Source organism: Streptomyces sp. DH37 (assembly GCF_029813835.1).
Taxonomy (GTDB): domain Bacteria; phylum Actinomycetota; class Actinomycetes; order Streptomycetales; family Streptomycetaceae; genus Streptomyces.
Genome location: NZ_JARVKV010000003.1, coordinates 18,117 through 31,314, shown reverse-complemented (window position 1 = coordinate 31,314; position 13,198 = coordinate 18,117). Strand labels below are relative to the sequence as shown.

Genomic DNA, 13,198 nt, shown 5'->3' with positions numbered 1-13,198 from the left:
GGACGCGACCGCTGACGTGACCGGTGCCTCCCGGTCACCTCTTGCCGTCGAGAGCCGCCTCCATCATGGCCCTGGCCACCGGGGCGGCCAGCTTGCTGCCCGCGATGTCGTCGCGGAGGACGTCGGCGCTCTCGACGACGACCGCCACGGCGATCGGGGTGGACCCGTCGGCGGTCTTGGCGTACGAGATGAACCAGGCGTACGGGTTCTTCTCGTTGTTCTCGCCGTGCTGCGCGGTACCGGTCTTGCCGCCCACTGTGACGCCGTCGATCTGCGCGGGGGTTCCCGTGCCCTTCTCGACGACCGTCTCCATCATCTGCTGGAGCTTCTGCGCGGTCTCCCCCGAGACCGCCTGGCCCATCTCCCTGGGCTTGTGCTCCTCGACGACGTTCAGGTTCGGCGCGACGAGCTGGTCCATCATGTACGGCTCCATCAGCTTGCCGTCGTTGGCGACGGCGGCGGCGACCATGGCCATCTGGAGCGGGGTGGCGCGGTTGGACGCCTGGCCGATGCCGGCCTGGGCGTTCTGCGAGGGGATGTCCTCGGGGTAGACGGACTCGGCGGAACGGACCGGGACGAAGTGCTCCTGGTTGAAGCCGAACTTCTCGGAGTACTCGATCATCTTCTCGTTGGTCACTTCGTGACTGATCTTCGCGAAGACGGTGTTGCAGGACCACTGCATGGCCACGCGCAGCGAGGCGTTCTCGCAGGGGTGGTTGCCGTCGTTGACCATGTTGGTCCTGGTGCCGGGGAGCACGTACGGGTCCGGCGAGTCGGTCTTCTCGTCGATGCTCTGGTACAGGCCGCCCTCCAGGGCGGCGGCGGCCGTGACGACCTTGAAGGTCGAGCCGGGCGGGTACGTCTGGCGCAGCGCCCGGTTGAGCATCGGCTCGTCCTCGTCGCTCTCCTTCTGGAGCTTCCCCCAGGCCTCGGCGTCCTTGGACGAGCTGCCGGCGAAGACGGACGGATCGTACGACGGCGTGCTGATCAGGCCGAGGATCGCGCCGGTCTCGGGGTTGATCGCGACGGCCGCGCCCTTCTTGTCGCCCATCGCCTCGAACCCGGCCTTCTGGACCTCGGCGTCCAGCGTCGTGACGACGTTGCCGCCCTTCTGGTCCTTGCCGGTGAGCATGTCGATGGTGCGGTTGAAGAACAGCCGGTCGTCGTCGCCGGTGAGGATGCCGTCGTAGATGGCCTCGATCTGGGTGGCGCCGTACGCCTGGGAGGCGTAGCCGGTCACCGGGGCCCACATCTCGCCGTTCTTGTACGTCCGCTTGTACTTGAAGTCGGTGCCCTCGACCTCGGTCGAGCCGGTGATGGCCTTGCCGTCGACGATGATGTTGCCGCGCGGCTGGCCGTAGCGCTCGATGGCGACGCGGCGGTTGTGCTTGTCGCTCTGCAGTTCGTCGGCCTGGGCGAACTGGATCCAGTTGCTGCGGATCATCAGGGCGACCATGAGCAGGCCGCAGAAGATGGCGACACGGCGCAGGGGTTTGTTCACGATCGGACCACCTGGGTCATCTCGGCATCGGGTGAGGGTGCGGGTGCGGGCGCGGGCCGGCGCGCGGTGTCGCTGATCTTCAGCAGGATCGCGACCAGCGCCCAGTTGGCGATGACGGACGAGCCGCCCTGGGCCATGAACGGCATGGTCATACCGGTCAGCGGGATCAGGGCCATCACACCGCCCGCGACCACGAAGACCTGGATGGCGAAGGCGGCGGAGAGGCCGACGGCCAGCAGCTTGCCGAACGGGTCGCGGGCGGCCAGGGCGGTGCGGATGCCGCGCTCGACGAGCAGGCCGTACAGCAGCAGGATCGCCATGACGCCGGTCAGGCCCAGCTCCTCACCGATGGTGGCGAAGATGTAGTCGCTCTTGGCGGCGAAGCCGATCAGGTCGGAGTTGCCCTGGCCGAGCCCGGCACCGAGGATGCCGCCCGCGCCGAAGGCCCACATCGCCTCCGCGGGCTGGGTGCGCTCGCCGGTCTCGCGGACGTGGGCGAAGGGGTCGAGCCAGTCCTGGACGCGGCTCTGGACGTGGGGTTCGAAGCTGGCCACGGCCACCGCGCCGACCACGGCCAGGGTGAGGCCGAACAGGATCCAGCTGGTGCGCTCGGTGGCCACGTACAGCATCACGACGAAGAGGCCGAAGAAGAGCAGCGAGGTGCCCAGGTCGGTCTCGAAGACCAGGATCAGCACGCTCAAGCCCCAGATCACCAGGATCGGGCCCAGGTCGCGGCCGCGCGGGAGGTACAGGCCCATGAAGCGGCGGCTGGCCAGCGCCAGGGCGTCCCTCTTGACCATCAGGTAGCCGGCGAAGAAGACCGCGATGATGATCTTGGCGAACTCGCCGGGCTGGATGGACATCCCGCCGATCGTGATCCAGATCTTGGCACCGTAGACCGCCGGGAAGAACATCGGCAGGATCAGCAGGATCAGCGCGACGACCATGGAGATGTAGGTGTAGCGCTGCAGGATGCGGTGGTCCTTGAGGAAGATCAGCACGCCGAGGAAGAGCGCGATGCCCAGGGCGGACCACATCAGCTGGTTGGGGGCCGCGGCACCCTCTCCGCGCAGCGCGAGTCTCTCGGACTGGTCGAGCCGCCAGATGAGGACCAGGCCCAGCCCGTTGAGGAGGGTGGCGACGGGCAGCATCAGCGGGTCGGCGTACGGCGCGAACTTGCGCACCACGAGGTGGGCGATGCCGGCGAGCAGGCCGAGGCCGAGGCCGTAGCCGAGCATGCCCGCGGGCATCTCGCCGTTGATGGCCAGGCCCACGTTGGCGTAGGCGAACACCGGGATCAGCACGGCGAAGACGAGCATCGCCAGCTCGGTGTTGCGGCGGCTGGGCAGCCCCCCGGAGGAGATCGTCGTGTTGCTGCCGGTGTTGCCGGTGGCGTGACTGGTGGTGCTCATGGAGTGCGGCCCCCTAGGACGTGGTGCACTGCTTGGCGAGCCTCTGCTGTTCCTCCGGAAGGGTGGGGCCGGGGGTGGGAGCGGTCGAGCTCTTGGTGCTGTCGCTGGCATTGGTGGCGGAGCTGAGGGAGGTGGCGGACGGGCCGGGGGATCCGGACGGCTCCGAGCCGCCGCCCGCCTCGTCGCCCGCCCCGGCGCCGCCGGGGGCGGAGCCGTCCTTGTCCGCCTCGGCGTCCGCGCGCTCCTTCTCCTGGCGCTGCGCGGCGACGATCTTGCAGACCTCGGCCTGCTCCTCCAGCTTCCCGAGCCGGGTCTCGGCCTGGGCGAGGCTGTCCATGGAGATGCCGGCCTCGACCTCGCTGCGCTGGTAGGTCGGGAGGTACTTGAGTTCGACCGAGGAGTGCCGTTCGACCTCGCTCAGCCTGATCCACCCCAGCTTCTGGCTGATGCCGCGGTAGATGGCGACGCGGTCGCCCTCCGCCCCGACGTAGAACTGGGTCTGGGTCCATCTGTGGGCGCCGTACAGGCCGGCGCCGAGGAGACCGAGGACGAGCGCGGCGAAGAAGATCCGCTTGAGCCACCTGAACCGCTTGCGCGGCTTGGAGAAGTCGCCGTCGGAGTACGCGCCGAAGGTCCCGGAGGGCGGGGCGGCCCCGGCCGCGCCGCCGCTGCCGGGCGGGCCGAAGCTGCCCTGCGGGCTCTCGGGCGACTGCTGCTGGGGCACGCCGCCGCGGCCGAGTTCGGCGGCGCGGGCGGCGGGGGTCTGGAGGGTGCCGGGGTCGCCGAGCTGGTGCTGGTTCTCCGCGACGGCGCCGACGATGACCGGGGTGTCGTTGAGCCGGCCGGCGAGGGTGTCGTCGTCGCCGACGTCGAGGACGTCCGCGACGATGCAGGTGATGTTGTCGGGGCCGCCGCCGCGCAGGGCGAGCTGGATCAGCTCCTGCACGGTCTCGTGCGGGCCCTGGTAGCCGGCGAGGGTCTCCTCCATCGTCTGGTGGCTGACGACGCCGGAGAGGCCGTCGGAGCACAGCAGGTAGCGGTCCCCGGCGCGCACCTCGCGGATGGACAGGTCGGGTTCGACGCGGTCGCCGCTGCCCAGCGCGCGCATCAGCAGGGAGCGCTGCGGGTGGGTGGTGGCCTCCTCCTCGGTGATCCGGCCCTCGTCCACCAGACGCTGGACCCAGGTGTGGTCCTGGGTGATCTGGGTGAGCCGCCCGTCGCGCAGCAGGTACGCGCGGGAGTCGCCGACGTGCACCAGGCCGAGCCGCCGGCCCGTCCACAGCAGGGCGGTGAGCGTGGTGCCCATGCCCTCCAGCTGCGGGTCCTCCTCGACCATGACGCGCAGTTGCTCGTTGGCCCGCTGCACCGCGGTGCCGAGGGAGGTGAGGATGTCGGAGCCGGGGATGTCGTCGTCCAGCTGCACGAGGATGGAGATCACCTCCGAGCTGGCGACCTCGCCGGCGGCCTGGCCGCCCATCCCGTCGGCGATCGCGAGCAGCCGGGGGCCGGCGTAGCCGGAGTCCTCGTTGCCCTCGCGGATCATGCCTTTGTGCGATCCGGCGGCGAAGCGCAGTGACAGACTCATGCGCACCTCGCCCGTCGGCTCCGGGTACATCCGCACGGTGCCCACCCTCCGGTCGTCATGGTCGCGTTCACTACTTCCGCAGCTCAATGACCGTCTTGCCGATGCGGATCGGCGCGCCGGGCGGGATCGGCGTCGGCGTGGTGAGCCGGGTCCGGTCGAGGTACGTGCCGTTGGTGGAGCCCAGGTCCTCGACGATCCACTGGCCGTCGCGGTCCGGGTAGATCCTGGCGTGGCGGCTGGAGGCGTAGTCGTCGTCCAGCACGATCGTCGAGTCGTGTGCCCGGCCGAGCGTGATGGTCTGGCCCTGGAGGGCCACGGTGGTGCCGGTGAGCGACCCCTCGGTCACCACCAGTTTGGTCGGGGCGCCGCGGCGCTGACGCCCGCCGCGGGCCGCCTGCTGCGGGGCCTGGCGCGGCTGGGGAGGACGCTGGGCCTCGGCGCGGCGGGCCGCGCGCTGGGTCACGCGGGTGCCGAAGAGGTCGCTCCTGATGACCTGCACGGTCACGATGACGAACAGCCACAGTACGGCGAGAAAACCCAACCGCATGACCGTCAGGGTCAGCTCTGACATTGCCCCCGCTTCACCCTTCGGCTTGCCGGTAAATGATCGTGGTGCTGCCCACGACGATGCGTGAGCCGTCGCGGAGCGTAGCGCGCGTGGTGTGCTGTCCGTCTACCACGATGCCGTTGGTGGAGCCCAGGTCCTGGATCGTCGTGGGGTTTCCGGACCGGATCTCGCAGTGGCGCCGCGAGACGCCGGGGTCGTCGATCCGCACGTCGGTCTCGGTGGAGCGGCCCAGCACCATGGTGGGGCGGGAGATCTGGTGGCGGGTGCCGTTGATCTCGATCCAGCGCCGGGTCTGGGTGGCCGGCACCGGCCCGCCGGGGGCCGCCGGCGGACCGCCGGGCGGCGGACCGGCCGGCATGGGGGGCGGACCGGCCGGGCGCTGCGGCGGGTAGCCGTAGCCGCCGGGGGCGCCGGACGGCGGGGCGCCGTGCTGGGGCTGGGAGGTGCTGGAGGCGAGGGTGCGGCTGCGCACCCGGTACAGACCGGTGTCGAGGTCGTCGGCCCGCTCCAGGTGGACCTTGACCGAGCCCATGAAGGTGTAGCGCTGCTGCTTGGCGTACTCGCGCACCATGCCGGCCAGTTCGTCGCCGAGCTGGCCGGAGTACGGGCTGAGGCGCTCGAAGTCCGGGGCGCTGAGCTCGACGATGAAGTCGTTGGGGACGACGGTCCGTTCGCGGTTCCAGATGGTGGCGTTGTTGTCGCACTCGCGCTGGAGGGCGCCCGCGATCTCGACGGGCTGCACCTCCGACTTGAACACCTTGGCGAAGGTGCCGTTGACGAGACCCTCGAGACGCTGCTCGAAGCGCTTCAGAACTCCCACGGTGCACCTCCTTCCCCGACGTCCTCGGCTCTAGTGCGCCGGTCGCACACGACGCGTCGCCTCCGATACTGCTTACTGATCGTATCCACGCGCGGGGAAAACGGCTGGTTCCCCACCGGGGCCCGGCGCGCGGGTGTCAACCCTCACACGGATCGTAGAGGTGGCACGGGACCAGTGTCCCAAACCGCGGTCGGTCGATACGGGTGTGAGACCACCCCGGACAGCGTGCTAATGTTCTGGGTGTCGCCAGGCGATCCCGCCGGACCGGACGGAAGCCCTCCGGGAATGTGGGAGAATCAAAGCGGCAGCACCCATGCGCGGGTGGCGGAATAGGCAGACGCGCTGGATTCAGGTTCCAGTGCCCGAAAGGGCGTGGGGGTTCAACTCCCCCCTCGCGCACAGAGAGCGAGCCTCTCACGGTGACGGAAGTCACCGTGAGAGGCTCGCTTCGTTGTGCGCCCCTTGACCCTCGGGGCTCCGGGCCCTCGGGGCCGTCCCATCGGCCGGGGCCTCCCGGGGCGCTCCGACGGAGGCTCGGGGACTGACGGTCGCCCGGACGGGGAGGTACCTTCGGATCCGCTGATCGTCACCGGTCGGTTCCGGCCGTTTCCGACCGGCGCCGGCCGCCAGGGAGTTGCGCAGGGGGTGGGGGCCGTGTCCGAGCGGCTGCCGTACGTGCCGGGGTTCGCGGACCGGCGGAGCCCGGAGTCGCCGAAACGGGCGGGCCGGGCGCTGCGGGAGGCGGTGCCCAGGCGCGCGCACGCCGGGTTCTCCGCGGTCCCGGGGCGGCCGGACGCGGTGGCCGCCGTGGAGGAGTCCAACCACGGCAGGATCGCGGAGCTGGTGCCGATCCGGGTCGGCCGGATGGCCGCCACGCCCTTCTCCTTCCTGCGGGGCTCCGCCGGGCTGATGGCGTACGACCTGGCGCACGGCACGCCCGCCACCGGCGTCGGCGCGCAGCTCTGCGGGGACGCGCACGCCGCGAACTTCGGTCTCTACGGTGACGCCCGCGGCGGTCTGACCATCGACCTCAACGACTTCGACGAGACCGTGCGCGGTCCCTGGGAGTGGGACCTCAAGCGGCTGGCCGCCTCGCTGGTGCTGGCCGGGCGCGAGGCGGGCGCGGCGGAGGACGTCTGCCGGGCGGCGGCGCACGACGCGGCCGGGGCGTACCGGCACACCCTGCGGCTGCTGGCGAGGATGCCGGCGGCCGACGCCTGGAACGCCGTCGCCGACGAGGAGCTCGTCTCGCACGCCGAGGCCCACGACCTGCTGGGCACCCTCCAGCGGGTCGCGGAGAAGGCCCGGCGCAACACCAGTGCCCGCTTCGCCGCAAAGTCCACCCGGGAGACCGGGGACGGCGGCCGTGTCTTCGTCGACGCCCCGCCCGTGCTGCGCAGGGCCTCCGACGCGGAGGCGGCGGCCGTGGCCTCCTCGCTGGCGGAGTACCTGGGGACGCTGCCGGAGGACCGGTTGCCGCTGCTGGCGCGGTACGCGGTCCACGACGTGGCGTTCCGGGTCGTGGGCACCGGCAGCGTGGGCACGCGCTCGTACGTGGTGCTGCTCCTGGACCACCGGGGGGAGCCGCTGGTGCTCCAGGTGAAGGAGGCCCGGCCCTCGGTGCTGCGCCCGTACGCGGCGTCGGCGGGCTTCGCCGAGCCGGAGCCGGAGCACGAGGGGCGCCGGGTGGTGCTGGGGCAGCAGCGGATGCAGGTGGTCTCCGACACGCTGCTGGGCTGGACGACGGTCCAGGGGCGGCCGTACCAGGTGCGGCAGTTCCGCAACCGCAAGGGCAGCGTGGATCCGGCTGCGCTGACGGCCGGGGAGATCGACGACTACGGGCGGATGACCGGCGCCCTGCTGGCCCGTGCGCACTCCCACAGCGCCGATCCGCGGCTGCTGGCGGGCTACTGCGGCAGGTCGGAGGAGCTGGACGAGGCGGTGGCCGCCTTCGCCGTGGCCTACGCCGACCGCACCGAGAAGGACCACGCGGAGCTGGTGGCCGCCGTGCGCTCCGGGCGGCTGGCGGCCGAGCAGGGGGTGTAGGGCCGGGGCCGACCGGGGCCGGAGCCGGGGGCCGGGAGGGTGGGTCAGGTGAGTCAGGGCCCCGGGAGCCGTAGGCTGGCCGGGTGACGCCGCTGTCCGGCCGGGGTGCCTCCCCGGCGGGCGCGGCGCGGAGCCCCGGCCGGGGGCGCAGTGGAACGCCGTCGCGAGGAAGCCCGTGAATCCGGAAGCCCAGCAGGAAGCCCGGCGTGCCGGGCACGAGACGCAGGACGCGCGCGAGGCCGATCGGGAGGCCGTCGAGCGCCTCGACCGGGCCGTGCGCGCGGCCGAGACGGCGCTGATCGAGTACGAGATCGCCGTGGAGACCTTCCGGGTCGAGGTGGAGAACTTCTCCCGGCTGCACGAGCAGCGGCTCGGTCCGCTGTACGGCCGGATCGAGGAGCTGGACGTCCTGATCGCGGAGGCGGTGGCCGCGCGCACCGGCGACCCCGAGGACCTGCGCAGGGCGCAGGAGGCGAGGGCGTCCTTCCTGCCGATGCCGGCCGTGGAGGAGCTGTACCAGGGGTGGATGGACTCCGCCGGGCTGCCGCCGGAGGCCGTCGCGATGCTCACGGGGCAGCGGGTGCGGCCGCCGGAGCGGGTGCGGCCCGGTGAGCGGGCCCGGCGCCTGTACCGGGACCTGGTGCGCTCGGCCCATCCGGACCTGGTGCAGGACGACGCGGAGCGCGAGCGGCGCGAGGAGTTCCTGACCCGTGTGAACAAGGCGTACGCCGACGGGGACGAGGAGGCGCTCGCCGGGCTGGCCGAGGAGTGGGCCGCCGGGCCCCCCGACCCCGGGGAGCGGGAGGCCGCCCGCAGCGAGGAGCTGTACGCGCGCCTGGAGTGGCTGGCGCGGCGCAAGGAGCTGCTGGCCGAGGCCGCCGCGGAACTGGAGGAGGGCGCGATCGGCTCCATGCTCAGACTGGCCCACGACGATCCGGACGGCCTGCTGGAGGAGATCGCCGAGCAGCTGCGCGGGCGGATCGCCGAGAAGGAGGCGCGTCTGGCCGAGCTGGTCGGTGAGGCGGGACAGGCGGGGCAGGTGGGACAGGCGGGTCGGTGGGAGCGGCCGGGGCGGGCGGGCTAGGTTCGTGGGCGGCCGGTTCGGCGATCCGTTCGGCGGCCGGAGTGTGCCGAGTGTGCGAGACGGTGCCGGAGGGCCGGTGCCGGTGAGAGGGGCGTGACCTGATGCAGTACGGCCGACTTCCGTCGGTGGACGCCGCGGCGGTGCCGTCGGACGGTCTCCTGCTGGACGTCCGGGAGGACGACGAGTGGGCGGCCGGGCACGCCGAGGAGGCCCTGCACGTGCCGATGAGCGAGTTCGTGGAACGGTTCGGCGAGGTGGCCGAGAAGGCCGCCGACCGGCGGGTGTACGTGGTCTGCCGGGTCGGCGGCCGGTCGGCGCAGGTCGCCCGGTACCTGCTGGGGCAGGGCGTGGACGCGGTGAACGTCGACGGCGGCATGCTGGCCTGGGAGGCGGCCGGGAGGCCGCTGGTGAACGACGGGCAGGGGCCCGCCCACGTGGTGTGAGGTCCGGCGCGGTCGGTGCGCCGGCCGTGGGGGGTGTGCGGGAGCCCCGCGGGCGCGTCAGGCGTCGAAGTCCACCTCGACGGCCTCGGTGACCGGCCGTGACTGGCAGGCCAGCACGTACCCCGCCGAGACCTCCTCCGGCTCCAGGGCGAAGTTGCGGTCCATGCTCACCTCGCCGGAGACCAGCTTCACGCGGCAGGTGCCGCACACCCCGCCCTTGCAGGCGTACGGGGCGTCGGAGCGGTTGCGCAGCACCGTCTCCAGCAGCGTCTCGCCGCCGCCGGCCGGCCAGACGCCCATCCGGCCGTCGAGCGTGGCGGTGAGCTTCGAGCCGCCGGGCGCGGTGCGGCGGCCGGTCCGCTCCCCCGCGTCCGGGGAGGCGTCGTCCACGTGGAAGATCTCCTGGTGGATCGCGGAGGCGGGCACCCCGAGCGCGGTCAGCGCGCTCTCCGCGCCCCGGACCAGTCCGTGCGGCCCGCACAGGAACCAGCCGTCGACGTCGGCCACCGGCAGCAGGGCGGGCAGCAGGTCGACGAGGCGCCCGGCGTCGAGCCGCCCGGTGGGCAGGCCCGCCTGGCGCTCCTCGCGGGAGAGCGTGTGCACCAGGTGGAAGCGGTCGGGGTGGCGGTCCTTCAGCTCGGCGACCTCCTCCAGGAACATCGCCGACGCCGCGGTGCGGTCGGTGCGGACCAGGCAGAACCGGGCGTCGGGCTGCTCGGCCAGCAGGGTGGCGGCGATGGACAGCACCGGTGTGATGCCGCTGCCGCCGACGATCGCCGCGAAGCGCCCCGGGCGCGGGCGCAGCGTGAAGCGGCCCATCGGGGGCATCACGTCGACCGTGTCCCCGGCGGACAGCTCCTTGAGGGCGTAGGTGGAGAACGCGCCGCCCTCCACCAGCCGGATGCCGACCTTCAGCACCGGCTCGGCGGGCGCCGGAACGGCGGGGGAGCAGATGGAGTACGTGCGGCGCACCTCCACGCCGTCCACCTCGCGGCGCAGGGTGACGTGCTGGCCGGGGACGTGGCGGAAGGCGTCGTGCAGCTCGGGCGGCACCTCGAACGTCACGGCCGCCGCGTCGTCCGTGAGCCGCTCGACCTCGCGCACCCGGAGCGGGTGGAACCTCATGTCAGCTCCTTGAAGTGGTCGAACGGCTCCCGGCAGGAGGCGCAGCGGCGCAGTGCCTTGCAGGCGGTGGAGGAGAAGCGGCTGAGCAGAGTGGTGTCGGCCGAACCGCAGTGGGGGCAGCGGATGGCCAGGTCCACCGCGACCGGGCCGCCGTCCGCGGAGGCGCCCCGGCCCGGGCGGGGCGGGGCGATCCCGAACTCGGCCAGCTTGCGGCGTCCCTCGGCGGTGATCGCGTCCGTCGTCCAGGGCGGGGAGAGGACCGTGCGGACCGTCACCTCCGCCACGCCGTGCTCGCGCAGCGCCCGTTCGACGTCGGCGGACATCGCCTCCACCGCCGGGCAGCCGGTGTAGGTCGGGGTCAGTTCGACCTCCACCCGGCCCGGCGCGAGGACGTGCAGGCCGCGCAGTACGCCCAGCTCGGCCAGGGACACCACCGGCAGCTCCGGATCCGGGACGGAGCCCGCGATCTCGCGCAGCTCCGCCTCCAGCGCCGTCGTCTCCGCGGGGGGCGTCACCACGACGCCCCCGGGTGGCTGCGGTGCAGGTGCTGCATCTCGGCGAGCATCCGGCCGAACGGCTCGGTGTGGATGCCCTGCCGCCCGGCACCGGCGGCCCAGGGGCTGCTCTGGGGCCCCTCGGGGACGGTGAGGGTCGCGCGCTCCAGCACGGCGGTGACGCGCCGCGTCCACTCCTCGCGCAGCCCGTCCCAGTCGACGTCCAGGCCCTCCACCGGCCGGAACAGCTCGCCGGTGTGGCGCCACAGCCCGTCCAGCGCGCTCCGCATGCGCGCGTGGCTGACGTCGGTGCCGTCGCCCAGGCGCAGCGTCCAGTGCTCGGCGTGGTCGCGGTGGTAGGCGACCTCCTTGACCGCCTTGGCGGCCAGCGCGGCCAGTCCGGCGTCACCGGTGCCGCCGCCGGCCAGCCGCTCGTACAGCAGCTCCTGGTAGGTGGAGAAGTACAGCTGGCGGGCGATGGTGTGGGCGAAGTCGCCGTTCGGCTGCTCCACGAGCTGCACGTTGGTGAAGGCCCGCTCCTCGCGGAGGTACGCCAGCTCGTCCTCGTCGCCGGCCATCGACAGCAGGACGCGGGCCTGGCCGAGGAGGTCCAGCGCGATGTTGGCGAGGGCGACCTCCTCCTCCAGGACGGGTGCGTGCCCGGCCCACTCGCCCAGGCGGTGGGAGAGGACCAGCGCGTCGTCTCCGAGGGCCAGTACGGCCGTGCGCGGGGCGCTCACAGGTGCCGCACCCCCTCGGGGACCTCGTAGAAGGTGGGGTGCCGGTACGGCTTGTCGGCGGCGGGCTCGAAGAAGGGGTCCTTCTCGTCGGGTGAGGAGGCGGTGATCGCGGACGACGGCACCACCCAGATCGAGACGCCCTCCGACCGCCGGGTGTACAGGTCCCGCGCGTTGCGCAGGGCCATCTCGGCGTCGGGCGCGTGCAGGCTCCCGGCGTGGGTGTGGGACAGGCCGCGCCTGCTGCGGACGAAGACCTCCCACAGGGGCCATTCGCTGGTGGTCATGCCGTCGCCCTTCCGTCGCGGTCCCGCTCCCCGTGCCCGTCCGCGTGCCTGCGGGCGTACGCCGCCGCGGCCTCGCGCACCCAGGCGCCCTCCTCGTGGGCGCGGCGCCGCCGGCTCAGCCGCTGCTCGTTGCAGGGGCCGTTGCCGCGCAGCACCTCGTGGAACTCGGACCAGTCGATCGGCCCGAAGTCGTAGTGCCCGCGCTCCTCGTTCCACCGCAGCTCCGGGTCGGGCAGGGTCAGGCCGAGGGACTCGGCCTGCGGGACGCAGATGTCCACGAAGCGCTGGCGCAGCTCGTCGTTGGAGTGCCGCTTGATCTTCCAGGCCATGGACTGCGCGGAGTGCTTCGACGCGTCGTCGGGCGGGCCGAACATCATCAGCGACGGCCACCACCAGCGGTTCACGGCGTCCTGCGCCATCGCGTGCTGGGCCTCGGTGCCCCGGCTGAGCGCGAGCAGCAGCTCGTACCCCTGGCGCTGGTGGAAGGACTCCTCCTTGCAGACGCGGACCATGGCCCGCGCGTACGGCCCGTAGGAGCAGCGGCACAGCGGCACCTGGTTGGTGATGGCCGCGCCGTCCACCAGCCAGCCGATCGCGCCGACGTCGGCCCAGGTCAGGGTGGGGTAGTTGAAGATGGAGGAGTACTTCTGGCGTCCGGAGTGCAGCTTGTCCAGCAGCTCGTCGCGGCTGACGCCGAGCGTCTCCGCGGCGCTGTAGAGGTACAGCCCGTGCCCCGCCTCGTCCTGCACCTTGGCCATCAGGATCGCCTTGCGGCGCAGCGAGGGCGCCCGCGTGATCCAGTTGGCCTCCGGCTGCATGCCGATGATCTCGGAGTGGGCGTGCTGCGCTATCTGGCGCACCAGCGTCGCGCGGTAGGCGTCGGGCATCCAGTCGCGCGGCTCGATCCGCTCGTCCGCGGCGACCGCCGCGTCGAACGCCCTCTCGTACGCCTCCGGGCCTCCGCCCTGGTCCGTCTCCGGCAGCAGCGTCGTCATGCACAGCTCCCTTGCTCCAGGCGAGGAACCAACCGACCGATCGTTCGGTTCAATGGTGGTCGTCGGGGCCCCAAGGTGTCAAGGCTGTGGATAACCTCGTA

13 protein-coding genes and 1 tRNA gene are annotated in these 13,198 nt (G+C 72.5%); 4 read left to right on the top strand and 10 right to left on the bottom strand.

All coding sequences use genetic code 11. The annotated features are described in order from the left end of the window. Window positions 1-34: 34 nt before the first annotated feature. The 5 genes from QC029_RS02260 to QC029_RS02240 are packed head-to-tail and all read right to left on the bottom strand — an operon-like array spanning window position 35 to window position 5,886. Window positions 35-1,501, bottom strand: a complete 1,467-nt coding sequence (locus tag QC029_RS02260) for a penicillin-binding transpeptidase domain-containing protein (RefSeq protein WP_279553592.1) — start codon at window positions 1,499-1,501, stop codon at window positions 35-37. Then, the gene (locus QC029_RS02255) at window positions 1,498-2,913 is read right to left on the bottom strand and encodes an FtsW/RodA/SpoVE family cell cycle protein (RefSeq protein ID WP_279553591.1); all 1,416 of its coding nucleotides are present in this window, start codon (window positions 2,911-2,913) and stop codon (window positions 1,498-1,500) included. The genes QC029_RS02260 and QC029_RS02255 overlap by 4 nt, the downstream gene beginning before the upstream one ends. Window positions 2,914-2,926: 13 nt before the next feature. Next, a complete protein-coding gene (locus QC029_RS02250; protein ID WP_279553590.1) occupies window positions 2,927-4,543 on the bottom strand; it encodes a PP2C family serine/threonine-protein phosphatase in 1,617 nt (538 codons plus the stop codon). Between the two features lie 25 nt (window positions 4,544-4,568). Next, on the bottom strand, window positions 4,569-5,069 hold the full coding sequence (locus tag QC029_RS02245) for an FHA domain-containing protein (protein ID WP_279553589.1): 501 nt from the start codon (window positions 5,067-5,069) through the stop codon (window positions 4,569-4,571). Window positions 5,070-5,079: 10 nt separating this feature from the next. Beyond that, on the bottom strand, window positions 5,080-5,886 hold the full coding sequence (locus tag QC029_RS02240; protein WP_279553588.1) for a DUF3662 and FHA domain-containing protein: 807 nt from the start codon (window positions 5,884-5,886) through the stop codon (window positions 5,080-5,082). 315 nt (window positions 5,887-6,201) lie between these two features. Here QC029_RS02240 and QC029_RS02235 point away from each other — a divergent pair. From QC029_RS02235 to QC029_RS02220, 4 genes are all read left to right on the top strand, one after another. Further along, window positions 6,202-6,285 (top strand) — tRNA-Leu (locus QC029_RS02235). Between the two features lie 246 nt (window positions 6,286-6,531). Next, window positions 6,532-7,932 carry a DUF2252 domain-containing protein gene (locus QC029_RS02230; protein WP_279553587.1) on the top strand — a complete coding sequence of 467 codons (1,401 nt, stop codon included), beginning with the start codon at window positions 6,532-6,534 and terminating at the stop codon, window positions 7,930-7,932. Window positions 7,933-8,206: 274 nt separating this feature from the next. Then, window positions 8,207-9,016 (top strand): hypothetical protein, encoded by an 810-nt coding sequence (locus QC029_RS02225; RefSeq protein WP_279553752.1) that lies wholly within the window; start codon window positions 8,207-8,209, stop codon window positions 9,014-9,016. Window positions 9,017-9,117: 101 nt separating this feature from the next. After that, window positions 9,118-9,459 carry a rhodanese-like domain-containing protein gene (locus QC029_RS02220; RefSeq protein WP_279553586.1) on the top strand — a complete coding sequence of 114 codons (342 nt, stop codon included), beginning with the start codon at window positions 9,118-9,120 and terminating at the stop codon, window positions 9,457-9,459. Between the two features lie 57 nt (window positions 9,460-9,516). Here the strand turns inward: QC029_RS02220 and QC029_RS02215 are convergent, their stop codons facing one another. Genes QC029_RS02215 through paaA form a run of 5 tightly spaced genes read right to left on the bottom strand, consistent with a single transcriptional unit; the run spans window position 9,517 to window position 13,097 of the window. Beyond that, the gene (locus tag QC029_RS02215) at window positions 9,517-10,584 is read right to left on the bottom strand and encodes a 2Fe-2S iron-sulfur cluster-binding protein (protein WP_279553585.1); all 1,068 of its coding nucleotides are present in this window, start codon (window positions 10,582-10,584) and stop codon (window positions 9,517-9,519) included. Next, complete coding sequence (paaD, locus tag QC029_RS02210; protein WP_279553584.1) at window positions 10,581-11,099, bottom strand: 1,2-phenylacetyl-CoA epoxidase subunit PaaD; 519 nt, start codon at window positions 11,097-11,099, stop codon at window positions 10,581-10,583. The genes QC029_RS02215 and paaD overlap by 4 nt, the downstream gene beginning before the upstream one ends. Beyond that, a complete protein-coding gene (gene paaC / locus QC029_RS02205; protein WP_279553583.1) occupies window positions 11,096-11,818 on the bottom strand; it encodes a 1,2-phenylacetyl-CoA epoxidase subunit PaaC in 723 nt (240 codons plus the stop codon). Before paaC ends, paaD begins: the two co-directional genes overlap by 4 nt. Next, the gene (gene paaB, locus QC029_RS02200) at window positions 11,815-12,102 is read right to left on the bottom strand and encodes a 1,2-phenylacetyl-CoA epoxidase subunit PaaB (RefSeq protein WP_279553582.1); all 288 of its coding nucleotides are present in this window, start codon (window positions 12,100-12,102) and stop codon (window positions 11,815-11,817) included. Before paaB ends, paaC begins: the two co-directional genes overlap by 4 nt. Next, window positions 12,099-13,097: a 1,2-phenylacetyl-CoA epoxidase subunit PaaA gene (gene paaA, locus QC029_RS02195; RefSeq protein WP_279553581.1), complete on the bottom strand. Its 999-nt coding sequence runs from the start codon at window positions 13,095-13,097 to the stop codon at window positions 12,099-12,101. The genes paaB and paaA overlap by 4 nt, the downstream gene beginning before the upstream one ends. Window positions 13,098-13,198 lie beyond the last annotated feature (101 nt).

What these genes read in the sequence shown, in the direction of transcription:
- QC029_RS02255 (WP_279553591.1), bottom strand. Translation starts at nt 2,913, where the DNA reads ATGAGCACCACCAGTCACGCCACCGGCAACACCGGCAGCAACACGACG.
- QC029_RS02245 (WP_279553589.1), bottom strand. Translation starts at nt 5,069, where the DNA reads ATGTCAGAGCTGACCCTGACGGTCATGCGGTTGGGTTTTCTCGCCGTA.
- QC029_RS02220 (WP_279553586.1), top strand. Translation starts at nt 9,118, where the DNA reads ATGCAGTACGGCCGACTTCCGTCGGTGGACGCCGCGGCGGTGCCGTCG.
- QC029_RS02215 (WP_279553585.1), bottom strand. Translation starts at nt 10,584, where the DNA reads ATGAGGTTCCACCCGCTCCGGGTGCGCGAGGTCGAGCGGCTCACGGAC.
- paaB (WP_279553582.1), bottom strand. Translation starts at nt 12,102, where the DNA reads ATGACCACCAGCGAATGGCCCCTGTGGGAGGTCTTCGTCCGCAGCAGG.
- paaA (WP_279553581.1), bottom strand. Translation starts at nt 13,097, where the DNA reads ATGACGACGCTGCTGCCGGAGACGGACCAGGGCGGAGGCCCGGAGGCG.